20 protein-coding genes are annotated in these 26,133 nt (G+C 60.6%); 9 read left to right on the top strand and 11 right to left on the bottom strand.

Annotated elements, in window-relative coordinates:
• Positions 1-44: 44 nt before the first annotated feature.
• From NF78_RS17295 to NF78_RS17285, 3 genes are all read right to left on the bottom strand, one after another.
• A complete protein-coding gene (locus NF78_RS17295) occupies positions 45-1,265 on the bottom strand; it encodes a type II secretion system F family protein (protein ID WP_035990307.1) in 1,221 nt (406 codons plus the stop codon).
• A gap of 146 nt (positions 1,266-1,411) precedes the next feature.
• Positions 1,412-2,536 carry a type IV pilus twitching motility protein PilT gene (locus tag NF78_RS17290; RefSeq protein WP_035990303.1) on the bottom strand — a complete coding sequence of 375 codons (1,125 nt, stop codon included), beginning with the start codon at positions 2,534-2,536 and terminating at the stop codon, positions 1,412-1,414.
• A 154-nt stretch (positions 2,537-2,690) separates the two neighbouring features.
• The gene (locus NF78_RS17285; protein WP_035990300.1) at positions 2,691-4,697 is read right to left on the bottom strand and encodes a GspE/PulE family protein; all 2,007 of its coding nucleotides are present in this window, start codon (positions 4,695-4,697) and stop codon (positions 2,691-2,693) included.
• A gap of 350 nt (positions 4,698-5,047) precedes the next feature.
• Between NF78_RS17285 and grpE the strand changes: the two genes are divergently transcribed.
• From grpE to NF78_RS17250, 6 genes are all read left to right on the top strand, one after another.
• On the top strand, positions 5,048-5,758 hold the full coding sequence (gene grpE / locus NF78_RS17280; RefSeq protein ID WP_035990298.1) for a nucleotide exchange factor GrpE: 711 nt from the start codon (positions 5,048-5,050) through the stop codon (positions 5,756-5,758).
• A gap of 216 nt (positions 5,759-5,974) precedes the next feature.
• Positions 5,975-7,936, top strand: coding sequence for a molecular chaperone DnaK (gene dnaK / locus NF78_RS17275; protein WP_035990295.1), 1,962 nt, complete (start codon positions 5,975-5,977; stop codon positions 7,934-7,936).
• Positions 7,937-8,119: 183 nt separating this feature from the next.
• A complete protein-coding gene (dnaJ, locus tag NF78_RS17270) occupies positions 8,120-9,241 on the top strand; it encodes a molecular chaperone DnaJ (RefSeq protein ID WP_035990292.1) in 1,122 nt (373 codons plus the stop codon).
• 20 nt (positions 9,242-9,261) lie between these two features.
• The gene (locus tag NF78_RS17265; RefSeq protein ID WP_412768532.1) at positions 9,262-9,486 is read left to right on the top strand and encodes a sulfurtransferase TusA family protein; all 225 of its coding nucleotides are present in this window, start codon (positions 9,262-9,264) and stop codon (positions 9,484-9,486) included.
• A 3-nt stretch (positions 9,487-9,489) separates the two neighbouring features.
• Positions 9,490-10,614, top strand: coding sequence for a small ribosomal subunit biogenesis GTPase RsgA (gene rsgA / locus NF78_RS17260; RefSeq protein WP_035990287.1), 1,125 nt, complete (start codon positions 9,490-9,492; stop codon positions 10,612-10,614).
• 510 nt (positions 10,615-11,124) lie between these two features.
• Entirely contained in the window at positions 11,125-11,349 is a 225-nt protein-coding gene (locus NF78_RS17250) for a DUF2811 domain-containing protein (RefSeq protein WP_081972741.1), read from the top strand.
• Between the two features lie 165 nt (positions 11,350-11,514).
• Here NF78_RS17250 and NF78_RS17245 read toward each other — a convergent pair whose 3' ends face one another.
• From NF78_RS17245 to recR, 5 genes are all read right to left on the bottom strand, one after another.
• Complete coding sequence (locus NF78_RS17245; RefSeq protein ID WP_035990283.1) at positions 11,515-12,741, bottom strand: PQQ-dependent sugar dehydrogenase; 1,227 nt, start codon at positions 12,739-12,741, stop codon at positions 11,515-11,517.
• A 116-nt stretch (positions 12,742-12,857) separates the two neighbouring features.
• A complete protein-coding gene (locus tag NF78_RS17240; protein ID WP_035993116.1) occupies positions 12,858-15,959 on the bottom strand; it encodes a hypothetical protein in 3,102 nt (1,033 codons plus the stop codon).
• 107 nt (positions 15,960-16,066) lie between these two features.
• Positions 16,067-16,720 (bottom strand): histidine phosphatase family protein, encoded by a 654-nt coding sequence (locus NF78_RS17235; protein ID WP_035990280.1) that lies wholly within the window; start codon positions 16,718-16,720, stop codon positions 16,067-16,069.
• A 13-nt stretch (positions 16,721-16,733) separates the two neighbouring features.
• Entirely contained in the window at positions 16,734-17,378 is a 645-nt protein-coding gene (locus NF78_RS17230) for a histidine phosphatase family protein (protein ID WP_035990278.1), read from the bottom strand.
• Between the two features lie 256 nt (positions 17,379-17,634).
• Positions 17,635-18,228 carry a recombination mediator RecR gene (gene recR, locus NF78_RS17225; protein WP_035990276.1) on the bottom strand — a complete coding sequence of 198 codons (594 nt, stop codon included), beginning with the start codon at positions 18,226-18,228 and terminating at the stop codon, positions 17,635-17,637.
• A gap of 93 nt (positions 18,229-18,321) precedes the next feature.
• Between recR and NF78_RS17220 the strand changes: the two genes are divergently transcribed.
• Positions 18,322-18,705: a hypothetical protein gene (locus NF78_RS17220; RefSeq protein WP_035990274.1), complete on the top strand. Its 384-nt coding sequence runs from the start codon at positions 18,322-18,324 to the stop codon at positions 18,703-18,705.
• A gap of 193 nt (positions 18,706-18,898) precedes the next feature.
• Positions 18,899-20,254 carry a serine hydrolase gene (locus NF78_RS28390; protein ID WP_225885361.1) on the top strand — a complete coding sequence of 452 codons (1,356 nt, stop codon included), beginning with the start codon at positions 18,899-18,901 and terminating at the stop codon, positions 20,252-20,254.
• Between the two features lie 109 nt (positions 20,255-20,363).
• Here the strand turns inward: NF78_RS28390 and NF78_RS17210 are convergent, their stop codons facing one another.
• The 3 genes from NF78_RS17210 to NF78_RS32505 all read right to left on the bottom strand — a co-directional run bounded on the left by NF78_RS17210 (position 20,364) and on the right by NF78_RS32505 (position 24,182).
• Positions 20,364-21,248 (bottom strand): shikimate dehydrogenase, encoded by an 885-nt coding sequence (locus NF78_RS17210; protein ID WP_035990272.1) that lies wholly within the window; start codon positions 21,246-21,248, stop codon positions 20,364-20,366.
• A gap of 45 nt (positions 21,249-21,293) precedes the next feature.
• Positions 21,294-22,889: a bifunctional pantoate--beta-alanine ligase/(d)CMP kinase gene (locus tag NF78_RS17205; protein WP_035993112.1), complete on the bottom strand. Its 1,596-nt coding sequence runs from the start codon at positions 22,887-22,889 to the stop codon at positions 21,294-21,296.
• A 282-nt stretch (positions 22,890-23,171) separates the two neighbouring features.
• Complete coding sequence (locus NF78_RS32505; protein WP_035990270.1) at positions 23,172-24,182, bottom strand: septal ring lytic transglycosylase RlpA family protein; 1,011 nt, start codon at positions 24,180-24,182, stop codon at positions 23,172-23,174.
• A 616-nt stretch (positions 24,183-24,798) separates the two neighbouring features.
• Here NF78_RS32505 and purM point away from each other — a divergent pair.
• Positions 24,799-25,860 carry a phosphoribosylformylglycinamidine cyclo-ligase gene (purM, locus tag NF78_RS17195; protein ID WP_035990268.1) on the top strand — a complete coding sequence of 354 codons (1,062 nt, stop codon included), beginning with the start codon at positions 24,799-24,801 and terminating at the stop codon, positions 25,858-25,860.
• Positions 25,861-26,133 lie beyond the last annotated feature (273 nt).

Below are 26,133 nucleotides of genomic sequence, written 5' to 3'. Positions count from 1 at the left end.
GGGCAAAATCGCCCTGGCCAAATATCGAAAGCGGCGATCGCAGCCTAGCCGATCGCCTCCATGATCTTAAACATCGGCAGGTACATCGACACCAGAATCGAACCCACCATACCCCCCAGCACCATAATCATGATCGGCTCCATCACGCTGGTCAGGGCCTTCACCGCCTGTTCTACTTCATCCTCGTAGAAGTCCGCCACTTTCATCAGCATGGAGTCCAGCTCTCCCGTCTCTTCACCGATACTGATCATCTGAACAGCCATGCTTGGGAAAACCGAGTGCTTTTGCAGCGCTAGGCTGATCATGCCACCCCCCTGCACATCCTTGCGGGCCTCATCTACGGCCTCAGCAATCACCTGGTTGCCGGCGGTATCTCGCACAATCTCCAGGGCCGTCAAAATCGGCACCCCCGACTTCGACAGCGACCCAAAGGTGCGGCAGAAGCGAGCGGTAGCGGTTTTTTGAATCAAGTCTCCAAACAAAGGCATTTTCAAGGATAGACGGTCAATCACCCGTCGTCCATTCAGGGTGGCATAGTACCGTCGGTAGGCAAAGGTCAACGCCGAAATTGCCGCCACCATAAATACCCAGTTCAATGGCTGGCGCAAGAAGCGGCTGATCATCATCATCACCTGGGTGAATACCGGTAGGTCGGCCCCCAGGTCCTCAAACATGTCGGCAAAAATGGGCAGCAGAAATACCGTCATACCGACAAAGATAATTACCGCCAAAAACCCTACCGTTACCGGATAGGCCATGGCCGACTTGATTTGGTTCTGCAACCGGGCTAAATCTTCCAGCAGCTTGGCCAGACGGTTGAGCACCTCGTCGAGTACACCGCCGACCTCCCCGGCCTGAATTAAGGCCACGTAGAGGTTGTCAAAACAGGCTGGATGCTTGCGCATTGCGTCAGATAGGTTCGTACCCTGCTGCACATCAGCATTGATGGCCAGCAGCGCCTGCTTCAGCTTGGGGTTCGAGCAGTCATCCGCCAGCACCCCCAGACCTCGAACCAGGGCTACCCCAGCGTTGACCAGGGCCGCAAACTGTCGCGAAAAGATCGCCTTGTCCTTTACGGTCACCTTGGTCATGGAGGTTTTGATACTCTCCAGGTCCAGGTTAAACCCGGATTCCTCCTTCAGGTCCATCACATAGAGGCCCTGATCCTTTAGGAGATTGCGGGCATCGCTAGGCGTCTCAGCGGAAATACGCTCTTTGCGCTGGGCTCCGCTGGTATCACGACCAATGGCAACGTAGGTAGGCATAGCTCAATGGCTCAGTGGCTTAAAGTACTGCAATTATAGCGGCGGGTTCGTCGGACCGAACCCGCTAGATCTACCCGAACTCGCGTGCTTTGTACTGCTTAGAACAGATGACGTTTTGCCTTCGATGGCATACACCCAGGCCAGGACTAGTGACGTCCCCCCGCCGCTCCCTGGCGAGCGGCAGCACTAGGCGCTGGGGCACCCCCAATCAACCGCTGCAGTTCATCGGGGCGAGAGGTCTTAGACATCGCAGCCTCGAAGGAAATCGTGCCGGCTTTGTACAAATCGGCCAGCACTTTCTCCAGAGTTTGCATGGCCAGTTTGCCGCCTGTTTGAATGGCCCCGTAGATTTGAGCCGTTTTACCTTCCCGAATCAGGTTGGCAATAGCCGGGGTAACCACCATGATCTCCTGGGCCATGACCCGACCATACTCACCGGGTTTAACATTGGCCTTAGGCACCAGGGTTTGGCTGAGGACCGCCACCAGAGAGCCAGACAGCTGTACCCGAATTTGCTGCTGCTGGTCGGGGGGAAAGACATCCACCATCCGGTCTACGGTCTGAGCGGCCGAACTGGTGTGCAGGGTACCGAAGACTAAGTGACCGGTTTCTGCAGCAGAAATGGCTAGGGAGATGGTTTCCAGGTCACGCATCTCACCTACCAGAATCACGTCGGGGTCTTCCCGGAGGGCGGCGCGCAGGGCGTTGGAAAAGCTCTTTGTGTCTTCCCCAATCTGGCGTTGGTGAATCAGGCTCTTAATCGGCTCGTAGACAAACTCAATCGGATCTTCAACGGTAAGAATGTGCTCTGGCCGGGTCAGGTTGATATTGTTGATCATCGACGCCAGCGTCGTCGATTTGCCAGATCCGGTGGGCCCCGTGACCAGAATCAGGCCGCGAGGTTTTTCGGACAGCTCGCGTACGATATTGGGCAGGCCAAGGGTATCCATGCTCGGAATTTTCGAGCTCAGGGCCCTAAGACAGGCGGCGTAGGTGCCCCGGTCCTTGTAGACGTTGACCCGAAATCGAGCCAGTCCTTTTACCCCGTAGGAGCAGTCCAGTTCCCAGGTTTGCTCGAGCTGCTTGCGCTGGGTGTTGTTGAGCATGCTGAAGATGAGCCGCTGGCACGACTCAGGGGTCATGGGCTCGTGCTCAGTGGGGGTCAGCTTACCGCTAATGCGGATGTAGGGGGGCAGACCCGCCGAAAGGTGTAAGTCAGAGCCACCTCGCTCAATCACCTCTTCCATCAAGTCTTCAATCATTAATTCCATAGGACTATCTCCTGGGGGTTGAGAAATGTAAGCGAATACAACGTTAGAACAGCTTAGGCGACGTCGAAAACACAGCGGGTGCCCTTAACCCAGTGCTGGTAACAAGATGCCCACTTTGACACCCGATGCTGTCAGTAGAGGGACATCACCGGAACTACTCGTGGAAGCGCGGGGTGAGACAGTAGGGGCAGTCCAGCCATTCCTGCTGGAGCTCAGCGGCACAGCAGGAGCAGGTCAGAGACGCCTTGCGCTTGGCCTTGAGTTCTGCCTCCAAACCCGTATCGGTAAAGGTGACTCGCTCTACTTCATCGAGGGTGGTGTAGCCCTGGCGCACTAGGTTAAGGCTGTAGGCTAGCAGGGTCTGCATGCCCTCCTCAACGGCGGCCTCTTTGATCACCTCGGTGGGTGCCCCCTCAGAGATCAGTTTCTGGAGTCGCTCGGTCACCCGCAGCACTTCATAGACGCCGACCCGCCCTTTGTAGCCCCCGCCCTGGCACAAGGGACAGAGGGTATTTTTCTCCTTGGCTGCAGCAATTTCCTCTGCTGTCAGGGTGTTGGCTTTGTAGAAGGTAATGTCTGCCTCTGCGGCAGCCGAGAGGCCAAAGTGGGCCAGTTCTTCGTGGCTGGGGTGGTATGCAATGCGGCACTCCGAACAGACTTTTCGCACCAGACGCTGGGCCAGTACCCCAATTAGAGCGCTGGAGACCATGAAGGACTCCACCCCCATTTCGTCCAGGCGAGCGACAGCCCCGGCGGCGTCGTTGGTGTGCAGTGTGGTCAGCACCAGGTGTCCGGTCAGGGCAGCCTCGATCGCTGTTTTGGCCGTTTCACGGTCCCGGGTCTCACCCACCAGAATGACATCGGGATCCTGGCGCAAAAAGGCCCGCAGAATAGACGCAAAGTCCATGCCCTTTTCACGGATCACCTGCACCTGGGTCAGGCCGGGCAGGGTGTATTCAATCGGGTCTTCAGCGGTGCTGATGTTAATGCCAGGATCGTTACGCTCGGACAGCACCGAGTACAGAGTCGTGGTTTTACCCGAACCCGTTGGTCCTGTCACCAGCAGCAGGCCGAAGGGACGGGAGGCCATGTCCTGCACGATACGCAGAGAGTCGGGATCGGTGATCAGCTTGTCCAGGCCGAGTTGGGTGGCGGAGTTGTCGAGGATCCGCAGCACCACTTTTTCGCCGCAGCGACTGGGCAGGGTGTTGACCCGAAAGTCCACCTTGCGGCCCTGAAACACCCGCCGAATACGACCATCCTGAGGCGCTCTGCGCTCGGCAATATCCAGCTCGGCAATGATTTTGAATCGGGCGGTGACGGCGGGAATGATCTTTTTCGGCATTTTGGGCAGCGCTTCTTTCAGCACGCCGTCCTTGCGAAACCGGACTCGCAGAAACTCCTCCTGGGGCTCAATGTGAATATCAGAAACCCCTTCCTGTAAGGCCTTGGCCAAAATTTTGTTGACCAGGGCAATTACCGGGGCCGCTCCGGCATCTTTGAGAGCAGCCCCCAGGTCAGCTTCCTCATCGATGACGTCTTCGAGGCTGCCCTCGCCAAAGTCGAGTTCCTCCAGGCTGGTGTTGACGTCTACGGCGGCGTCAAGCTCTTCTTTTTTCTGTTTCGCTACCGCATCGTCCAGGTAGGTCGACATCAGGCGCTGATAGTCCTCAACGGTGATGACCATGCGCTTGAGGGCCATATTTTGAGGCCGCAAAATGCGGTTGAGGTCGTCCTGGGCCTCCAGGTTCTCGGGATCGACCATGGCCACCAGCACCGAGGGCGAGTCGCCTTCTTCCTTTGAAAGCGGTACCAATCGGTGACGGCGACAGATATCAACGGGCACCAGAGTGTCGATTAGATGGCCAATTTGGGCCGGGGAAATGTTGTCAAGTTCCGGATCGAGCGACTCAACGCCGTAGAGAATCTTAAGCTCAAACAGTTGCTGTTTTTTGTATTGGCGCAGAAGCTCGGGGGAAAGCTGTTGTCCCGTCAGCGACTCTAGTACATCGGTCAGCGACTGCCCGCTCTTGCGGCTCTCTGCCAGAGCCTTTTGCATTTGCTCTGAGTCGACGTAGCCGGCCTGAATGAGCTTGTTGCCGAAGGGCGAAAAGCTCCGCTGGAGTACCAGAGCCCGCCGGGAGGAGGAGGAATTAGTCATAGCGCTGATGCCAAAATACCGATGTGATAAAGGCCTGAACCCAATACCTATGCAGGCAGTATGCCCAAAATGGGAGGCTGTGCTTACCAATGAGCGCGATCGCCAGCCGTACCCGTGCTTAACCCCGTAGTCTCGATAATACCCTTATCCAATTTATCTGCACCATGGCAGGCGCAGGTGGGGCCAACCCACGGGGCGGAGGAGCAGAACTGGCGGCGGTGAAACCTGCAATCCACGATAGAATTAGAGCCAGTGTCCAAGCCAGGCCGCTGTGGCAGAGTTAATGTCTGCCGGGGTTACGCTAAAGGCTGGACGCATTGTTGCATTCACCCGTCGGGTTACGTATCAGCATGGTTGACGATATTCACCACAATGACCACGATCCTGCTTCTGACCCTGAAGCGCCTGAAGCGATCGAAGAAATTCTCGAAGACGACGCCATTGATATTGACTTTGACGATGTCGTTGAGGCAGCGGCAGCTACGGTTGAACCCGCCGCCCCCGCCGCCGCTGAAGCGGGGAGCAGTGTCGATTCGGCTTTGGTCGCTGACCTGGAGCGTCAGGTGGCAGGGCTCAAGGCTCAACTCGAAGATCGGGCCAACCAGTCGATGCGCATAGCCGCCGACTTTGAGAACTACCGCAAGCGCACCAGCAAAGAAAAAGACGACTTGGCCAGCCAGATCAAAGGCGACACCATTATTGAGCTGCTGCCGGTGGTGGATAACTTCGAGCGGGCGCGATCGCAGATCAAGCCCCAGACCGAAGCCGAGATGACCATTCACAAAAGTTATCAGAGCGTCTACAAACAGCTGGTGGAAACCCTCAAGCGCCTCGGTGTCTCAGCCATGCGGGCGGAGGGCCAGGAGTTTGACCCGCTGCTGCATGAAGCCGTTATGCGCGAGCCCACCGCCGACCATCCTGAAGGAGTCGTGATTGAGGAGTTTGTGCGGGGCTATCAGCTGGGCGATCGGGTGCTGCGTCACGCCATGGTGAAGGTGGCCGCTCCCCCAGAAGACGCCCCCGGCGAAGCCGTCCCTGGGGATACAGACCTAGCAGAATAGAGGGTGCAGTGGCTGTCTAGGGTCTAGACAGCCACCCACGCTATGGGGTTGTTTCCGCCACCGCGATCGCCAAGTCTAAGCAGTAACCCTGAAAATTGTTGACAAAAACGATAACTTCCCGCTTGTAAACGGGCAACATAGTCTCACCAGTCCGGACAAAAACGATCTGGACTGTTTTAAAGGGTAGAGCGAACGATTCAGCGAGCACCGTGGGCTATGGGTAAAGTAATCGGTATCGACCTAGGAACAACCAACAGCTGTGTTGCGGTCCTGGAAGGCGGCAAGCCAGCTGTTATTGCCAGCACTGAGGGGGGGCGAACCGTTCCCAGCATTGTGGGGTTTGGCAAAAATGGCGAACGTTTGGTCGGTCAACTGGCCAAGCGGCAGGCGGTGACCAACGCCGAAAACACGGTCTACAGTATCAAGCGATTTATTGGCCGGCGCTGGGAAGACACTGAGGCTGAGCGCAGCCGAGTCCCCTATGTCTGCGTCAGCGGGCGCGACAATACTGTAGATGTACAGATTCGGGGCAAAGCCTTCACTCCCCAGGAAATCTCTGCCATGATTCTGCAAAAGCTGAAGCAGGATGCAGAGACGTATCTGGGCACTGAAGTCACTCAGGCTGTGATCACGGTTCCCGCCTACTTTACCGATGCCCAGCGCCAGGCGACCAAAGACGCCGGTACGATCGCGGGCCTAGAGGTACTGCGCATTATCAATGAGCCCACCGCCGCTGCGCTCTCCTACGGGCTGGACAAGCAGGACCAAGACCAGATTGTGCTGGTGTTTGACCTGGGCGGCGGCACCTTTGACGTCTCCATTTTGCAGCTCGGCGACGGCGTCTTTGAGGTCAAGGCCACCGCCGGTAACAACCACCTGGGGGGCGACGACTTCGACAACTGCATTGTCGAGTGGATGACGGCTGCTTTTCGTGAGGCCGAAGGCATCGACCTATCAGCCGATCGGATGGCACTGCAGCGCATTCGTGAAGCCGCTGAAAAAGCCAAGATCGAGTTGTCAAGCATGCCGTCCACCTCGATCAACCTGCCGTTTATCACCGCCGATGAGTCTGGGCCGAAGCATCTAGAAATGGGGCTGACTCGGGCTCAATTTGAGCAGTTTGCCGGTGAACTGGTGCAGGCCACCCTAGAACCGGTCAAGCAAGCGCTGAAGGATGCCGATCTGAGCCCGGACGCTATCGATCGCATCCTGTTAGTCGGCGGTTCGACTCGCATTCCGGCCGTACAGCAGGCGATCAGCGCCTACTTCAATGGCAAAGCCCCCGATCGCTCCGTCAATCCCGACGAGGCTGTTGCCCTGGGAGCGTCAATTCAGGCTGGGGTGCTGGGGGGTGAGGTCAAAGACCTGCTGCTGCTGGACGTGACACCGCTATCTTTGGGCATTGAAACTTTGGGAGAAGTGTTTACCAAGATCATCGAGCGCAACACCACGATTCCAACCAGTAAATCTCAGGTCTTTTCCACCGCGACCGACGGCCAAACCTCCGTTGAGATCCATGTGCTGCAGGGGGAGCGGGCCATGGCCAAAGACAACAAGAGTCTGGGTAAGTTTGAGCTTACGGGCATTCCCCCCGCCCCCCGTGGGGTGCCGCAGATTGAGGTCTCCTTTGAAATCAACGCCGATGGCATTCTCAATGTGGCGGCCCTCGACAAAGGCACCGGGCGGGCTCAGAGCATTTGCATCACCAATACCGGGGGGCTCAGCGACAGTGAGGTCGATCGGATGCGCCTGGAGGCCGAAACCTACGCCGACGAAGACGGGCGACGGCGGCAAATTGCTGAGCTGACCAACCGGGCCGATAACCTGTTCTACAGCTACGAGGCGACCCTGCGCGACCACGGTAGCTTGCTGGATGAGGCGGCTCGCATCAGCCTGGAGGAGAAAGCCAACGAGCTGCGGGCGGCGACCCAGTCCCCTGGGGTTGATGTGGTCACCTTCCAGGCCTGTATCGATGCGCTGCAATCGGCCATCTTTGCGGTTGGGACTAACTTCTACCGCGATGCCGACAGCAGCGGAGAGATCGACATGGGAATTTCGGCGGCGGACTACGCTCAGCCCGCGTCCGACGAGCCCGTGGGCTACGACGATGAGGATCCCTACGACAGCGACAGCGAGCTAGACGCCACCGTGACCGCTGACTACGAGGCGATTGACTAACGCGATCGACTGATCTCCGCCTGGTGGGATTGCTGCGGGGTGGTTGCTGTGGGGCGATCGCCCCGCAGCACTTTAGACCTGACTGGTGTTCGGATGGGCGGGTATCACCCCTGGTCAGAGTGGGCACTCCTTTTAAAATGGTTTAATGTTTGATTGTTGCTGGAGTTGTCTAGGTAGCCCCCTATGGCCCGTGATTTCTATGACATTCTGAGTATTTCGCGCAACGCCGACCAAGACGAGATCAAGCGCGCCTATCGCCGCTTAGCTCGCAAGTACCACCCGGATGTCAACAAAGATCCTGGCGCTGAAGACACCTTCAAAGAGATTAACCGTGCCTACGAAGTGCTCTCTGAGCCTGAAACCCGAGCCCGCTACGATCGCTTTGGGGAGGCTGGCATTGGGGCTGGCGCTGGGGGCTACCAGGACTTTGGCGATATGGGCGGCTTTGCCGACATTTTTGAAAGTTTCTTCAGCGGTTTCTCCGGTGGTATGGGCCAGGGGACTCGCCGTCGTGGACCCACCAGGGGCGATGACTTGCGCCTCGACCTCCGTCTTGACTTCAAGGAGGCGGTCTTTGGTGGCGAGAAAGAGATCAAAATTAGCCACCTAGAAACCTGCGGTACCTGTACCGGCAGCGGTGCCAAACCCGGTACCCGCCCCACCACCTGCGGCACCTGCAGCGGCACCGGCCAGGTGCGGCGGGCGACCCGTACTCCCTTTGGCAGTTTTACCCAGGTGTCGGCCTGTCCCACCTGCAACGGCACTGGCGAGGTGATTGAGGATCGCTGTGAGGTCTGCGGCGGCAGTGGTCAAACCCAGGAAACCAAAAAGCTCAAGATCACCGTACCGGCGGGGGTCGACAACGGCACCCGGCTGCGGGTGTCTGGGGAGGGGGATGCTGGCCTCCGCGGCGGTCCGGCGGGAGACCTCTACGTCTACCTGTTCGTAGCTGAGGACGCGGCCTTTAAGCGGGACGGCATCAATATTCTCTCCGATCTAAAAATTAGCTATCTGCAGGCGATTTTGGGCTGCAAGCTCACCATTGATACCGTCGATGGCCCCGAAGAACTGGATGTGCCGGCCGGAACTCAGCCCGGCACGGTGCTCACCCTGGAGAACCGAGGCGTACCCCGACTGGGCAACCCGGTTAGCCGAGGCAACCACCTGATTACTGTGCAGGTGGATATTCCAACCCGGCTGAAGCCTGAGGAGCGCGAACTGGTGGAGAAACTGGCGGAAATTCGCGGCGAGAAAGTAAATCGGGGCGGAATTGAAGGCTTTCTGGGGGGACTGTTTCGCGGATGAACAACTCAGCGCCAACTCCTTTGGATAGCCCGCTGGACCTGCGCGGTACCCCCTGCCCGATCAATTTTGTGCGGACGAAGCTGCAGCTTGAGAAAATGGCCCCCGGTGCCCTGCTGGAGGTGTGGCTGGATGCTGGCGAACCCGTAGAGCAGGTGCCCGACAGCTTGACCATGGAGGGATACACCATCGAAAATCTGGCGGCCTGTGCTGACTACTTTGTTCTGCACGTGCGACGCCCCGCCTAGGCGATGGTAGCCTCTCGCGCTAACGGAGATGATGCCGCCAGTCCCCAGGGGCTGGTCATTGCCACCCAAGCCAACTACTACCGGGTCCGGCTCGATGCTGCCCCAGGCTCTACCCCCGCCGAGACGGTGCTGCTGTGTACCCGCCGGGCCCGCCTGAAGAAAACCGGGCAGCGGGTGATGGTGGGGGATTGGGTCACCCTGGAGGGGATAGATTGGGCCGGGGGGCGCGGCGCGATCGCCGCCGTCAAACCCCGCCGCAGCCTGCTCGATCGACCACCCATAGCCAATGTCGATCAAGTTTTGCTGGTTTTTGCTCTGGCCGAGCCCGATCTAGATCCCCAGCAGCTGGGGCGATTTTTAATCAAGGCAGAGTCTACAGGGGTGCCCGTCAGCGTCCTGCTCAGTAAGCAAGACCTGGTCAGCCCCACCACGGCACGCTACTGGCAGGAACAGCTCAGCCAGTGGGGCTATGCCGCCGCCACCATCAGCCTGCAGGACAACCAGGGAGAGCTGCTCAAAACCCTGCACCCCCTCCTAACGGCCCATACAACGGTGGTCTCTGGGCCATCGGGGGTCGGAAAATCTAGCCTGATCAATCGGTTGATTCCCCAGGTACACCTGAGGACCGGGGCGGTATCAGGCAAGCTGAGCCGAGGACGGCACACCACTCGCCACGTGGAGCTATTTGAGCTACCGGAAGGGGGCTTTCTAGCTGACACGCCGGGATTTAACCAGCCTGATTTAGCCCTGACTCCAGCCGCTCTGGGCCAGTGCTTCCCTGACCTGCGCCAGCGGCTGGCCCAGGGGCAGTGTCAGTTTGCGGACTGCCTGCACCAGGGGGAGCCGGGCTGTGCCGTAGCCCCCGACTGGCCGCGCTACGACTTCTACCTGACGCTGCTGGCAGAAGCTTTGGCCTACGAGGAGACCCTCCAGCGCCAGCGCGACCCCGATGCCGTCTCCAAAATCAAAGTTGGGGAGCATGGGCTACAGCACCAGGAACCCCGCCTCCAGGCCAAGAAATACCGCCGCCCCTCTCGCCGTCAGCAAAAACAGGCCCTTGAGGCGCTTGACTACGACGGGGATGGTTTGTCGGATGCCCTCGATTCAGAGCTGGGGGAACCCGATTGACCGATTCGCCTGCGCTCAAATGAGCCATGGCCTGCAATTGTTCAATTTAGGCGAAAGTGAAATCAGGGAAACGATTAAAAAATTCAAACTTGTCTGGATTTTAGATTTTCTTCTTTTTTACCAGGAGTTTTCCCCAGGGTTTTCCCCAGATCTGGCTGCGTTTTCCCCAGGTGGGAACGCTAAAGTGGGTGTTTGGCTCAACCCTGGGAGTTGAGGTTGTTCACAGGTACACCCGATCTGCTGTGTAGCCGTAGTTACAACTCGGTTGGATGGGGATCGCTGAAACCCCTAAAGCTTCGTCAGGGGCAAATCTGGGCTAGCGGATTGGGGAGCAGTTGGCAAGATTGACATCCCCCAGCGGTCTGGTGACAATGGTGCGACCAGCTAATACAGCGCTTCTGTTCCAACTCGGTTAGCGGCTCTGATTCCCTGGCAGCGAGGGATCCAGCCGACTTGAGTTAGGTGGCAGGGGCTGTGTTTTGGCGTCTAATTTTAATTGGGGAAGTGGCGATGAGTGAGCAATCCATGGCGGCTATGGCACCGAGAATCAGTCTGAGTGTGGAGGTACCGGAGGAGCTGTTTGAGGCGATGCGGGACTATGTGGAGACCCACCCGTCCTGGAGTCAGCATCGAGTGTTTTGTGCGGCGCTGTCGCTATTTCTAATGCAGAACGGCATTAGCGATCGCAGGATTAACCGCCTCTATCTCGATGCGGTGTTCGACTATGCCGCCTGAGGGCTCATAGCGGTGCTCTGGCGACATCTGTAAGCGACCATCAGTCTTGGCCCCGATACCTACAGATACCTACACAAAGGGCCTTCTCAGCGCTGAGAAGGCCCTTTGTAGGTTTATCCGGTGTGTTGATCTCCAACTGGAGAGCTGTTGGTAGTCCTCCGGGGGTTAGGACGAGGGCTCCAGGCGAATCAGCTGTCCGTTGGCGGCATCGGTGAGCACGTAGAGGAAGCCATCGGGGCCCTGACGTACGTCACGCACTCGCTGCCCGATGGAAATCGGGGTTTCGTTCACCAGGCTGCCGCTGGCATCGACTTCGAGCCGACGTACGTCCTGGGAGACCAGCCCTCCGGCAAAGAGGTGTCCCTGCCACTGGGGGTAGCGATCGCCGCGGTAAACCGCCAGCCCTGAGGGGGCAGTGGCTGGCGTCCAGTAGGTGACAGGGTCAACCATGTCGGGCCGCGAGGTTTGGTCGCTGATGGGCCCTCCGGAATACTCTTCGCTGAAGGTGACAACGGGCCAGCCAAAGTTCGCGCCTGGCTCCAGCAGGTTGAGTTCATCGCCGCCGCGGGCTCCGTGCTCCGTAGACCAGATCTCACCGGTTTCCGGATCCAGTGCCAGCCCCTGAATATTGCGGTGGCCGTAGCTCCACGTCAGCGGGTCGGCATCGCTGCGATTCAGCAGGGGGTTGTCGGCGGGGACTGAGCCATCGTCGTTCAGGCGCACCACCGCTCCCAGATGGTTCTGGGGATCCTGGGCCTGGTTGCGGGCCAGGTCGCCAGCTACTTCCAGGGGGGGATTGCCGCCGTCGCCAATGGCCACCAGCAGCGTGCCGTCGGGCAGCCAGAGCAGGCGGGAGCCAAAGTGCTGACCACCGGACTTGTCCTGGTTGACGGCAAAAATGACCTCCCAGTCGGTGAGGGTGTTGCCCTCCAGGCGAGCCCGGGCCACCTGGGTCCGATTGGCCTGTTGGGTGCCGGCGGCGTAGGTGAAGTAGACCCAGCGGTTGTCTTCGAACTGGGGGTGCAGGGCAATGTCGAGCAGTCCCCCCTGCCCCACCGTCAGCACGTCGGGAACGCCAGCGATGGGGGTGGGGTCCAGTTCCCCGTTGCTGACGCGGCGCAGCCGGCCGGGGCGCTCGGTGATCAGCAGATCGCCATCGGGGAGCCAGGCCATGGCCCAGGGATGCTCCAGGCCCTCCAGCAGGGTGACAGGCTCGACCGAATCCACCACCGGAACCTGGGCGGTTTCGGGGGCCGGTTGAGCCACGGTGGGCTGGTTAGCGGTGTCTCCGTCTTCAGCGAGGCCGTTGTCTGAGGTAGAGGCGGCACAGCTAGCCAGGGCCAGGCCCAAAATTAGGGGCGTAACGAGGGGCGTAAACCAGTGAAATCGCATAGTCAAAGTCAAATCAGTAGCGTCTTTGTAGAGGTATCGGAACGTAGAGGTATGGGAACCAAAACAAACAGCAGCCACCCCCGGAGGGATGGCTGCTGTTACCCTAGCGAAACGGCCTAGAGGGTGGCCAGGCTGCCCGCGATCGCGGCACAGACGGCGGATATGGTCGCGGTGCCGAAGATCCACCAGGAGGCAGCAGCGGCGGTTTTACGAGTGTCATCCACCTGCTTCTCCAGCTGGTAGCGCATTTCGCTCATGCGCTTCTCCACCTCGTGCTCCAACTGCTCGGCCTTGTTCAGCGCCGTGGTCCGCACCTCTTCTACCTGGGCAATCAGGCGCTGGGCATCGGCCTCCGAGATAGCGTCGTGGGAGCTGAGCAGGGCGATCAGCGTGTCTCGATCGACCTGGTTGAGGCGATCGCGCAGAGCCTCGAAACCAGATTTGGGGTCAGCCATTAGCTGCTGCAGGTCGCGCTTGATGCCGAAGTAGTCCAGCTCAGGGCGATCGAGGGAATCGAGGTACTGGCGAATGCGGGCCATGATCCCGTTGATGACCCCCTGAACCCGGTCTTGCACCTGGCGAATTTGGGCCACGAACTGGTGGCGGATGGCCAGTACGCGATCGACAGCGGCCTCGGCTTCGGCCTGGGTCATGTCGGGGCGCTGGGCCAGCAGCGCCACTACCGTGTCGCGATCGATGCTGGACAGGCGGGTCTGCAGGCGATCGGCACCCAGCCGAGGATCTTGCAGCAGCAGCTTCAGGTCGCGCTTGATGCCGTCGGGGTTGAGGGCCGCCTTGTCGGTGTTGCGGAGGTAATCTTCCAGGGCAACCTCAAAGGAGATCACCTGGTTTTTAGCCCGTCGGGCCAGCCGCTGGGGCAGCTTGAGCAGGTCGCTGACCGCCCCTTGCAGGTCGTCGATGGTCTGGTTGACCTCGGCTTCAGTCAGGTCGCCCCGCTGGCTGAGCAGTTTCACCAGGGTGTCGCGATCCATTTCCGACAGGCGCGACTGGACGGCCTGCAGGCCCAGCTTGGGATCGTTCACCAGCAGCTCCAGGTCGCGCTTAATGCCCTCTGGGTTGAGCTCAGGCTTGCCGGTCTTCAGCAAGTAAGTTTCGATCGCGGTGGTCGCTTCGTCGTACTTAGCCTTGGCCTGAGCGGTCAGGGCCGCTGGGGCATGGACGGTCTGGTACCAGTTGGCCTCAACCTGGTCGATGGTCTGCTGCACCTGGTCCTCGCTCAGATCGTTGCGCTGGCTCAGAAGCTGCACCAGGGTGTCGCGATCGAACTGGGCCAGCCGCTGCCGCACCCGGTGTAGTCCGGCGTCAGGCTCGGCCATCAGGGTTTGCAGATCAGCTTTGATGCCCTCGGGGTTGAGTTCGGCCTTGCCGGTGGAGCGCAGGTACTCCTGCAACGCCTGCCACTGATTGTCCATCCGGGCGGTGGCCGCCGACTGCAGCCCGGCGGCATCGGCCTGCACGGTGTTCATGGAGCGCTCCAGGCGGTGGGCGATCTGATCGATTTCGGCCTCGCTCAGGTCGCCTCGCGACCGGAGGGCATCGCGGAAGGTGACGTAGCCAAAGACGGCGTAGCGATCGCGGAGATCCTCGGCACTGGCGTGGGGGTCGTCGATCACCTGGGCAAAGCGATTTCCGCTGTCTTCAGCCAGCAGTTCGTCCCGTGTAGACCTTTGGATAAAGGTATAAACCCGGGTTTGCAGGGTCTTGGCGGCCTCGATGCGGTAGCGCTCGGAGACCTCGGCCAGCACGTGGCGGCGGACGTCCTCAAGCTGACCAGACACCTGGGAAATTTCCTGCTGAGTGAGCAGCCCCCGCTGGGCCAGAATATCGGCAAAAAAGGCGCGGTTCAGCGGCAGCAGGGCCTGACGCAGCTGGCCGGGGTCGGCTTCGGGGTCGTAGAGGACCTGCCAGAAGTCCTGCTTCATCCGCTGGGGTTGGAGCTGCCAGGGGTAGGCGCTGGAGAGGTAGGCCTCGACATCGGCTTTGATCACGTTGTAGGCCGGGTTTTCTTCGCCCGAGGTCAGCTGAGCGACAGTGCCACTTACCTTGCCCTGGGCTTGCTTAAGCTGGCCCAGAATATCGGACAGATCTAGATCGTTGAGGTCAAGGCGCTGCATGGCAACCGCCATCAGCATTCCCATCCCCTGCTGTAGCCATCCGGACGACTGACCAGAACCTGACTGGTTACCACCCTGGTTTGACAGCAGCTGGTCGAGGCGATCGCGCAGCTGACCCGACGACATCAGCTCGTCGCGCTGGGCCGATTTCAAGTAGTCGGTCAGCTCGGCTAAGGAGTCGCGACCTGAGCTCTGCCCGACCGCCCGACACCAGCTCTGGTAGAGGCGATCGGCAATCCGCCGAGTTTCCTGGGCTGACAGATCGGTGCGGCGGCTGACCAGCTGCTCAAAGGCGCTGCGATCGATCTGGGCCAGGGCATCGCGATCGGCTTTGGCCACGCCGGACTCTTGCAGCAGCCGCTCAAACTCAGATTCGAGGGCAGCGGTATCTAGACTGGGCGATCGCAGGGTCGATATATACTCGCGCAGCGTATCTTTGATGTCGGTGTTCTCCCAACCAGACATCAACTCTTGACGCACGGCAGCGGCGGTCGCCTCGGCGGTGGCCACCACCTGATTGCTGGCGGCGCGAGCCCCCAGGGCAGAGGTGGCCGTCCCCATCAGCGACTGGAAGCTAGAGGTGGCCGTTTTGACCACCGAGCCAATCAGGGAACCCACCGTAGTAGAACTCACCCAAAACAGGAGGCAAAAATAGGTACCCCAAATAACTAGACCGGTGATCGCTCCGAGCAGGGCACTGTTAAGCAGGCTCAGTCTCACCGCCAGCAGGCAGGCAAAAAACAGAGCCAGACTCACCGTGATAACGGTCCAAAGGCCCACAGCAGTGGTGATCGGGGGTCCACCACTGCCACTGCTGCTGCTATCGCTATTGGAGCGTTTGCCAGGGCTGCCTCCTACCACAGAGATGCCCACCGCTACGGATAAATTGGTAAGCAGCAGCTGAAAACCAAACGCCAGCACCAGCCCCGACAGCAGGGCAATAAAAAACTGCGGCCCCGAAAAAATGAGCGCAGCATCCTCTGGCCGAGTTAGCGGTGGTGGTGCTGTTGGTGCCACCGGCACCTGGGCCAGATGCAGCCACCCCGCACTGTGTTCCTGTATCCCGCTCAACCATCCAATCATTTTGGTTTTCCCTTTGCTCTGCTCTTTAATCAGACCTGTTTTTCTGGGGGCTGACATCTGGCAGTGGGGATATTTCGCTGGGTAGAGGGTGGATTGCTAAACGATAGTTAGCTGTCGGAGCCATTGCCGGCCCAGGGGCGGCGCAGGTGCAGGGGCAGGTGCGAACAGTCGTTGAGCTGGCGGACAAAGGGGCCGTAGTCCATCAGCTCAACTAGAGAGACGGCGGTAACGGGCATGGCCAGGCGATCGCGGTAGCGTCCCACATCGATGCCCAGCAGGGAGCACAGCATAATCCGCAGGGTGGCCTTGTGGGAGACCACCAGCACATCGCCGTCGGGGTAGGTTTCCTCGATTTCGGCCAGTACGTCGGAGCTGCGTCGGGCCACCTGAATGCCCTTCTCGCCATCGGTGGGGGTATTCCAGGCGGGGTCGGCCAGCCAGCGAATATAGTCATCGTGGAAGGTGGTTTTGACCAGAGCTGGGGCCATGCCCTCCCAGCGCCCAAAGGACAGCTCGCGCAGGTTCGCACGGCGCTGCACGGCCAGCCCGGTAATCTGACACAGCGGCTCCACCGTGGCGGCCGCGTGGCTGAGGGGACTGCAGAAAATCGCCTTCCAGTCGAGGTGGTGGTAGGCCTTGGCAAAGTAGTCGGCCATCTGTTGGCCGTGGGCGGTCAGCGCCACTCCATCCTGGCTGCAGTAGCGGCCCGTGCGGCAGTACTCGGTTTCGGCATTGCGGAGTAGGTAGAGCCTCAGGGGCATAGGTCGCCTTTCCTCAGGTGCAGGGGAGCGATCGCAGCTGGTCGCTCAGGTGGGAGCGATCGGCAATGGTATGAAACAGCGGCCCCCGCAGCCCCAGCTCGACCACGCTGACGGCGGCCACGGGCATATCCAGGCGATCGCGGTAGCGCCCCACATCAATGCCCAATAGCGTGCACAGCATAATGCGAATCGTGGCCTTGTGGGACACCATTAGAATGTGACCGCTGGTATGGGTGTGCTCAATCTCGTCGAGCACCTGAGCCGAGCGGCGGGCAATATCCACTGCCCGCTCGCCACCTACCGGAGCGTACCAGGCCGGGTCTGTCAGCCAGGCGACGTACTCATCGTGGTGTTCGCGATCGACAGCGGTAGGGTGCATGCCCTCCCAGCGGCCGTACATCACCTCGCGCAGCCCCTCGCGCAGCTGCATCTCCAGCCCCACCGACTCACACAGAGGGCGAGCCGTTTCTACCGCCCGTCGCAGGGGGCTAACGTAGGCTGCCGTCCAGGGCAGATGGGCATAGGTGGTGGCAAACTCTTCGGCCATCGCCACGCCCTCCGGCGTCAGGCCAGGGTCGTTTTCCGGCGTGCCACAGTAGCCGCCCGTCAGGCTATAGGCCGTCTGGCCATGGCGCAAAAAATAGAGAAAAACTCCCATCGGTGCCCAACGGTAGCGACAGTGCGACCCTGCTGAGGTCAGTTGTAAACCTTTACTCCAGCAGCAGCTAAGACCCGCGGCAAGGGCCTTTCTCCCCTAATCTAACCTACGCGCCAGTTAACCCAAAACAGGTTCAAAATTGTATATGACCTAACTAAAAACTACATCTTAATTCTGCTGCCCCCACACTAGAGGTTGCACTTCCGTTGCCGCCGTCGGTGCCCGGCTCAGTTCCCCCAGTGCGCTCCCCAGGGGCCTACTCCAGGTCGCGCCTGCCCTCTAGGGCTCGGGCCAGGGTCACTTCATCGGCGTACTCCAGATCGCCGCCCATGGGCAGGCCAAAGGCAATGCGGGTCACCCGGGTAAAGGGCTTGAGCAGTTGTCCGATATAGAGAGTCGTTGTATCGCCCTCAATGCTGGGACTGATGGCCATGATCACCTCCTGGGTGCCCTCTTTGCTGACCCGATGCACCAGGGGGCCAATGTTGAGTTGCTCGGGACCAATGCCATCCATGGGCGAAATCAGGCCGCCCAGCACATGGTAGCGGCCGCGATACTCACGGGTTTTCTCAATCGCAATCACATCGCGGGAGTCGGCCACCACACAGAGGGTCTGCAGGTCGCGGTTGGGGTTGCGGCAAATGTCGCAGACGGGGTCGGCAGACAGGTGAAAACACACCGAGCACTGCCCCACCTGGGCCTTGGCCTCCAACAGCGCCTGGGCCAGGGCCTGGACCTCGTTTTGAGGCCGTTTGAGGATGTGCAGCGCCAGTCGCTGGGCTGATTTGGGACCAACGCCCGGCAGCCGCTGAAATTCTTCGATGAGTCGCGCCAGGGGACGAGTGTAAATGGGTCAGGCTCCTTGTCGGGCTCGGTAGTGTATAGGCAGAGGTCTATTTAGATTCTAAATTGTACGGGTAAGGCTGGACTCGGAAGGTAGGCAATGGCAGATTTGAGCGGCATGTGGCTGGGCACCTACTGGCAGCGGGAGACACCGACCCGCTTTGAGGCCACCCTGGTGCAGGGAGGGAACGCGCTGAGCGGCCGCATTTTGGACGCGGGATACCTGGGCGAGGCCCAGCTCAGCGGCACCGTCGCGGGCCGTCAGGTGCAGTTCGTTAAGCGCTACCTGACCGCCAACCAGACGGCCATCGACTACACCGGCACAGTCTCTGAGGACGGCAACCATATCGCTGGTCAGTGGAGCATTGTCGGCTTTGACAACGGGGTGTGGGAGGCTCACCGCAGCGACGACGATGTGAGTGCGAGTTGGCAAAATCTGATGGAAAAGACCTCAGAACAAGCCCTTGCGACCACAGTCAGCTAAGGGCGGCTGAGGGCATTTGAGAGCATTCAAGGGCGTTCAGGGGGCAAAATTCGGGAATTTGTGTCCTGGCTGGCTTTTTTTGCCCTGCCTAGGATTTACATTGCTCCACACGACCTGTCCTGGTTTGGGGTGTTTCTACAGCAGGGAGATCACGATGCCCAATCGCTGGCTGCGAGCTGTTCGATCTGCCGCCATGGCTGGTTTTACAGTCACCCATGTAGTGCTGCCCAAGTTTCCGGTGGCGGCCCCTGAGCGGGGGCCCACCCCGATCGCCCCGCTGCCCCCGGTGGAAACCCTGACCGATCTCTACCACCTGCGCGATCGCCTGAACCGAGAGATCCACCAATCGTCTGCGGTCATGGTGGCCACCCGGTCGGGTGTGGGAATCGTGCCGGAAGCTGCCCTGGAGCAGCGGTGGGCGATCGATCGCCACCTGCAGCAAGAGGAAGCCGCTCGCCGCCTCTGGCACCGGGCCAGAACGGCCGCCGTGGCCGCCGCGGCCCTGGGGGATCCAACTACCCTGCCTGAGCCAGCTCTGGCCATGGCCCACAGGCACTGGGATACCGCGATCGCCGCGCTGGAGCAGGTTCCGCCCGAGACCCTGGGGGCCCGCCGGGCCACGGCCCAGCGCCAGGCCTATGAACAACAGCGGGCGATCGCGGCCTACCACTACGACACCGCCCGCTCCGAGTTTCTGCGGCCCATCGTGGCGCAGGCCGGGCCTGCGGCGCGGGTGCGGCTCACCGTGTGCAATCTGCGGCGCGACTGTCGCCGCTGGCAGGGCAACCAGCCCCCCGCCCACCCCGCCAGCCTGATCAAAGTGCCCGTGGCCATCGCCCTGGTGAGCCACCTGCACGAGGCGGGCCTCGACCCGGCCACCCCGCTCTGGGTGGACCCCGGCAACTGGACCGAAGACGCTGGCACCATCTGGGTGCGAACGGAGTACCCCGTCGCCCAGATCATGGCCGATATGATCAGCGCTAGCGGCAACATTGCCACCAACCAGCTGATCGACTACCTGGGCTGGGATGGCCTCAGCCAGAGTCTGCGACGGCGCGGGTATGGGGTCACCCGCATCAGCACCAAGCTGGTGGGGCAATCCACCTACCCGGCCAACCCGGGCCAAGGCCCCAACGCCATCACCACCGACGAACTCACCGATATGATGGTGGCCATCTACAACCGGGAGGTGCCCTACGCGGGACTGATTCAGGCGGCCCTGGCTGAGCAGCGCGATCGCCGCCTGGGCCATGCCGCTGTTCACCCACCCACCCTCTGGCTGGGAGAGAAAACGGGCCGCAATTCTCAGGTGTTGGGCACAACCATGGCGGTCAGGGTCGGCGGTCAGCCCTACATCATCACCGCGACCCTCGACCACAGTGCTGATGAAGCAGCGCTGCGAGGGATCGTGGCCCAGGTGATTCAGCACCTGAGCGCCCACGGGGGCTTTGGGCCGGGGACAGAGGCCAGTGAGGCCGTGGGGCGACCCAGCAGCCCCATGGCCCGACCCCGAACATTTCTATTTCAGGATCCTAAAACCGAGGGGTGACCGACGGTGGACTGGTGCGGGTGATCAGAAAGAGGGTAACCATTGCTGGGGGTTTCAGGTGCTTGGTTGCAGGTGTCGGGAACAGTTGGCTGACTTATGCCGCAGGGTACTAGGTGGCCTGGGCCGCCAGCCAGTCCTCCAGGGCCTGGCGCATGGTGGCCACGGGCACGGGCTGCTGCAGCCACAGCTCCAGGGCCACGGCCCCCTGCTGCACCAGCATCTCCAGCCCGTCCAGCGTGTTCAGGCCCCGCTGGGCGGCCAGGGAGAGCATCTGGGTGGGCCGGGGGGTGTAGATCAGGTCGTAGACCACGGCGTGGTCGGGAGCCAGCGCCAGGTGTTCCGCCGCCAGCGGCGACTGGGCTGCCGTGGTGTGCATGCCGATCGGGGTAGTGTTGACAATCAGGTCGGCGGTGGGCAGCAGGGTTGGCAGGTCGGCCCAGCTGTGGACCGTCAGGGCCGAGGGCAGGGGTGAGGTCACCCAGCTCTGCTTAAAGTCCGCCAGTTTTTGAACGCTGCGCCCCACCACCTGCACTACGGCAAAGCCCAGCTGCCCGCAGCCCGCCACCACCGCCCGGGCCGCGCCGCCGTTGCCCAGCACCAGCGCCGTTCGGCCCGACCAGTCCCGCAGCCCCCCGTCCCGCAGCCCCCGGAGCGGGGCCATAAATCCGGCCACATCGGTATTGGTGCCGGCCCAGCCCCGCTCGGTGCGCCAGACGGTATTTACCGCCCCCACCGCCTGGGCCTCTGGCGTCAGCTCGGCCAGCAGCGGCACGATCGCCTGTTTGTGGGGAATGGTAACGCTAAACCCCTGCACCCCAATGACGTTAAAGCCAGCGATCGCCGTCTCCAACCCGTCTACCGCCACTGGGAAAGCCACGTACACCGCATCGACCCCCAGTTCGGCCAGGGCGGCATTGTGCATGACCGGCGACAGGGAGTGGGCGATCGGGTCGCCGATGACGCCGAGGAGGCGGGTAGTACCGGTGATGGGCATGGTGAAGGGTGGGTGGGTGAGTGGGTGGTTTGGGGAAGTCGCTGGTTAGGACAGGACGCGTTCCTGAAACAGGGTCACGATTTTACCGACCACTTCGTCCAGGGTCAGGCCGTCGGTGTTGAGTTCGATCGCGTCGTCGGCTTTGCGCAGGGGAGATACCGAGCGGCTGCTGTCCTTGCGATCGCGCTCGTCGATGGCCAGCTCCAGCTCGTCGAGGGCGATCGCCGGCAGCTGCTGGGCGGCCAGGTCCCGCTGGCGACGGCGGGCCCGTTCGGCCACCGAGGCGGTAAGGAAAATCTTGAGCTCGGCCTGGGGAAAGACCTGGGTGCCAATGTCGCGGCCTTCCATCACCACGCCGCCGGTCACGCCGTACTGCTGCTGCTGACCCAGGAGGGTTTGGCGCACGGTGGGCTGGGCCGACACCAGCGAAACCTGGTCGGTCACCGCCGAGCTGCGAATCAGCTGAGTCACCTCCTGACCGTTGAGCCAGATGCGGCTGGGGAAAGCGGCAAAAGCCGGGTCATCCCCCGAGGCGGCCAGGTGAATGTCACAGTCGCTGACCAGCTCGGCGATCGCCACCTCGTCGTGCAGGTCTACCCCCCGCTCCAGGGCCAGCCAGGTCACCGCCCGATACATGGCGCCGCTGTCGAGGTAGAGCAGATTTAGCTGCTGGGCCACCCGCCGCGCCACCGTCGACTTGCCCGCCCCCGCCGGTCCATCAATGGCCACAATCGGCTGGCGATCGCGCAGCAGCAGATTGTCGATCAGGCGGGTGGTGCCCAGGTGAGCCGCGATCGCCACCATACCCAGACTGTCGATCCGCTCCAGGGGGTGCAGGGTTTCGGGGTGCACCAGCTCCACATACTGCGGTACCAGGTCGGGGGCCAGGGCCAGCTCCTGGTACACGGCGGCGATCAGGGCCGAGCCCAGGCGCTCCCCGGCTCGGAAGCAGCGCTGGGCCGCCATCAGACCGCGATGGAGGGCGGCGGCCTGCTGCCGCTCAGCCTCACTCAGGTAGGTATTGCGCGAGCTGAGGGCCAGGCCGCTCTCCTCGCGCACCGTGGGACAGCCAACGATCTGCCCCGGTAAGTTCAAATCCCGCGACAGCCGCTTGAGAATGGCCAGCTGCTGGGCGTCTTTGTAGCCAAAGTAGGCGCGATCGGGGGCCACCAGGCTCAGCAGCTTGGTGACTACCGTCGCTACTCCGGCAAAATGCCCTGGGCGATAGGGACCGCACAGCACCGACACCATCGGCTGCGGCGGTAGAACCTGGGTCACATCCTTTCCCTGAGGGCTGGCCGAACCATAGAACGCAGCCGGAGTTGGCATAAACACCACATCCACCCCGCCCTGCTCACACAGGCGCAAATCCTGGTCGGGGGTGTGGGGGTAGCGGGCCAGATCCTCCTGGGGGCCAAACTGGAGCGGATTGACAAAAATGCTCACGACCACCAGGGTATTCTCGTGCCGAGCCCGCTCGATCAGACTCTGGTGCCCCCTGTGCAGGTGGCCCATGGTGGGCACCAGACCCACCGTAGGGGGAACCCCCAACCCAGCTTCCAGGCTGCTGGAAGCCCCTAGACCCTGGCGCGCCTGCGCCAGATAACGCAATAAGCCTTCAACCGTCTTAAGTACCCGCACAATGTAGTACCCGCACAATGTAGTACCCGCACAATGTTCTACGTCTTGCCGTGTGAGCGTGTGTGACAGCTGAACTTCTGGCCACCCCCCTCCAAAGGTATTACCGTACCAGATTTAAAGTCAGGAGCATATCGACCCCCGCTCCGCTTTTCTATGACTTTAGCTCGCCATCGCCTCACCGCCAGGCTCAGGGTCTACGCTAAAAACCCCTCCCCAGTGTGGACGATGGAGAGGGGTGACGGGGTACTCGGCCAGACCTGGCAGAGGCTGGTGGAAACGCGGCTAGGGCGAGAGAACGTCGATCTGCACCCGGCCAACGCCGCTGGCCCTCAGGCCGATTTGGCTGGCCGCAGCCGCAGACAAATCGATCACCCGTCCGCCGCTGAAGGGACCGCGATCGTTAATTCTCACTACCACCGATTGTCCTGTCGACAGGTTGGTGACACGTACCTGTGTACCGAAGGGCAGCGTCCGGTGGGCAGCGGTGAGCGCATTTTGGTTGAATACTTCACCGCTGGCGCTCTGGCGACCGTGGAAGCCAGGACCATACCAGGAGGCCATCCCGGTCAAGGTGGCCGAAACAACACCTAGCCGGTTGGTGGGCGTCACTGGTTCAGGTAAGCCTTCGATCCGCGCCAGTGGAGGGGCATCCCCCAGCAAGCGTCGCAGCCGGTTGGCCATCTGGAGTGCATCTTCGCCGGGGTTGGCGGTGGTGTCAGGCAGAATGGCGTCGTCGTCTACAGTGAGCAGGGTCTCGTCGCCCCAGGCCACCACAAACGTCTCGGCCTCCTTCTCCCACCGAGCCTCAATGGCCGTGGCATCGCCTTCATCCGCCAGATCCTGAAGTCGGGCCAGAATTTCATTAGCTCGCTCCACCAAAACCTGAGCGTCCTGTGGTGTGGCAACTTTATCTTGACTGGCATTTAGGGTTTCAAGCTCACCTCCCACCAGCGTAATCACCGGTATGGAACGAATGTAGACCGTGGCGGCTTGGCGTGCATCGAGGGCGTGGGGAAACACTGTCGCCGTATCTAAGGCTGAATTTTCATTGTCGTCGGACTGGGGAAGCAGGCCTGATTCAGGTTTGGCTGGCTCAAGATTTGAAGGGACGGAGTCGGCAGGTGGACCTGCATCTGGGGAGTCGGAACGGGACAGGACTTCAGCGTGATACTCGGCCTCAGCATCCAGAGAAAGACCGCTATTACCGCTGTCTTGGGCTTGGCTAGGCAGAGGTGCTCCAAAGACGGACATAGCGACGGCAACCGTCAGTCCGCCCAATACGGAATGTTTCATGTACACCAAAAGAATTCAACAGAAAGAGCAGGGGATGAATTCTGGTCCGAAAAAAAAGGATCCAAAACAGGCGACACAGGAGCCGCCTTAAAGCCCGTACTCGTTGCAAATTGGTCTTCGGTTTTTTTGACGAAACGTAACTTAGCACGTTCGGCCAGGCTTGCGAATCCGGGGAGTTGGCGATGACTTTTGCTGCCACCACAAAATAAAAATGGGGTGCCCGCCATCCAAATCGCTCAATCGACTGCTGCGCCTGAACTTGTCAGCCCTGACGGAGCTTAACTTATATTTCGAATTATTTATATATTTAGGCTGAAGAGTTATGTAAAAATCATCAGTCCAAGTGATCCTCAGATAGAGTTTTGTCAGCAAAATGTGAGGCGCACCTCAGCAAAATGTATAACTCGATACATCTTGCTGAGCGATGATGGGGCGCTTCAGTCGTCAATCGGGTAGGTATTGTCCCCCGCTAAGTCGCCCAATGAATCATTTTTTGGATCCGTAGCTTGCTTGTTTCAGAGGTGGGAGGGCGCTAGTTATGCCCTGGCCATTGACGAAGCTCACCCTCGTTTCTAAGGTTAAAGACTGGCCCATATATAAGGACGTTTAAACCCCCATGGATTATCGGGATGCCGGTGTGGACGTAGAGGCAGGGCGAGGTTTCGTACAGCGCATTCGCAGCCTGGTAGAGAGCACCCGCCGCCCCGAAGTGCTGGGTGGATTGGGTGGGTTCAGCGGCCTCTGCGAGCTGCCGACGGGCTACCGGGAACCCGTGCTGGTATCGGGCACAGATGGGGTGGGCACCAAACTCAAAATCGCCCAGGTGACCCAGCGCCACAGCACGGTTGGCATTGACCTGGTGGCGATGTGCGTCAACGACATTCTCACCAGTGGGGCGGAACCGCTGTTTTTTCTAGACTATTTGGCCACCGGTAAGCTAGAGCCCGCTGCCCTGGCCGAGGTGGTGGAAGGGATTGTGGCCGGGTGCCGCCAGGCTGGCTGTGCCCTGCTGGGGGGAGAAACGGCGGAGATGCCTGGTTTTTACGGTCCCGGTGAGTATGACCTGGCGGGGTTTTGCGTTGGGGTGGTCGAAAAGTCGCAAATTCTAGACGGCAGTCAGGTTCAGGTGGGCGATCGCGTCCTGGGTCTGGCCAGCAGCGGCGTACACAGCAATGGTTTTAGCCTGGTGCGCAAGGTGGTCGCCGAGGGCCAGCGTCTCGATGCTTCGAATCCAGAGCAGCAGGGCTATGGCTGGGATGAGGTTGTCCCTGCGCTCGGTGACCTGAGCCTGGCCGAGGTCTTGCTCACCCCTACCCGCATCTATGTCAACCCTGTCCTGCAAGCACGGCGGCAGGGATTGGCTATCCACGGCATGGCCCATATTACCGGCGGTGGTCTGCCCGAGAACCTGCCCCGCTGCCTGGGGCCAGAGCAGAGCATTCATCTTGATCTTGGTAGCTGGCCTGTGCCACCGGTCTTTGACTGGCTGGTACAGGCAGGTCAGGTGCCCGAAGCCGATCGCTACCACACTTTTAACATGGGAATTGGGTTTGCCCTGGTGGTGCCGGCCAACGATGTCGATCAGGCGCTGGCCTGGCTGGCCCAGCACCAGGTCGAGGCCTACTGCATTGGGGAAGTGGTGGCGGGGGCAGGCCAGGTGACGGGCCTGCCAGACTAGTACTCTGCGGCAGAAGTCAGTCAACTGTTCCTGACACCTGACACCTGACACCCCCAGCAAGGGGTGCTCTATTTCTGCTAGCCAGTACTAGCATATGGGCAACCGGACATCGCTATCGCCAGGGAAGCGGACTTGCTCGTTACCCTTGAAGCGGTGGCTGTACGCCGTGGTGCTGCTTTTGTTTTCAACCGTGGCCCCAGATCGGGGTCCTAAGCGCTACGGCCAGCGTGATGCGATCGCCTGATCCAAAGCCTTGCTGAAGAACCTCGCCGC

This window comes from Leptolyngbya sp. KIOST-1, assembly GCF_000763385.1.
Lineage (GTDB): Bacteria > Cyanobacteriota > Cyanobacteriia > Phormidesmidales > Phormidesmidaceae > Nodosilinea.
Note: the sequence above shows the minus strand (reverse complement) of the source record. Positions and strands in the feature narration are given on the sequence as shown.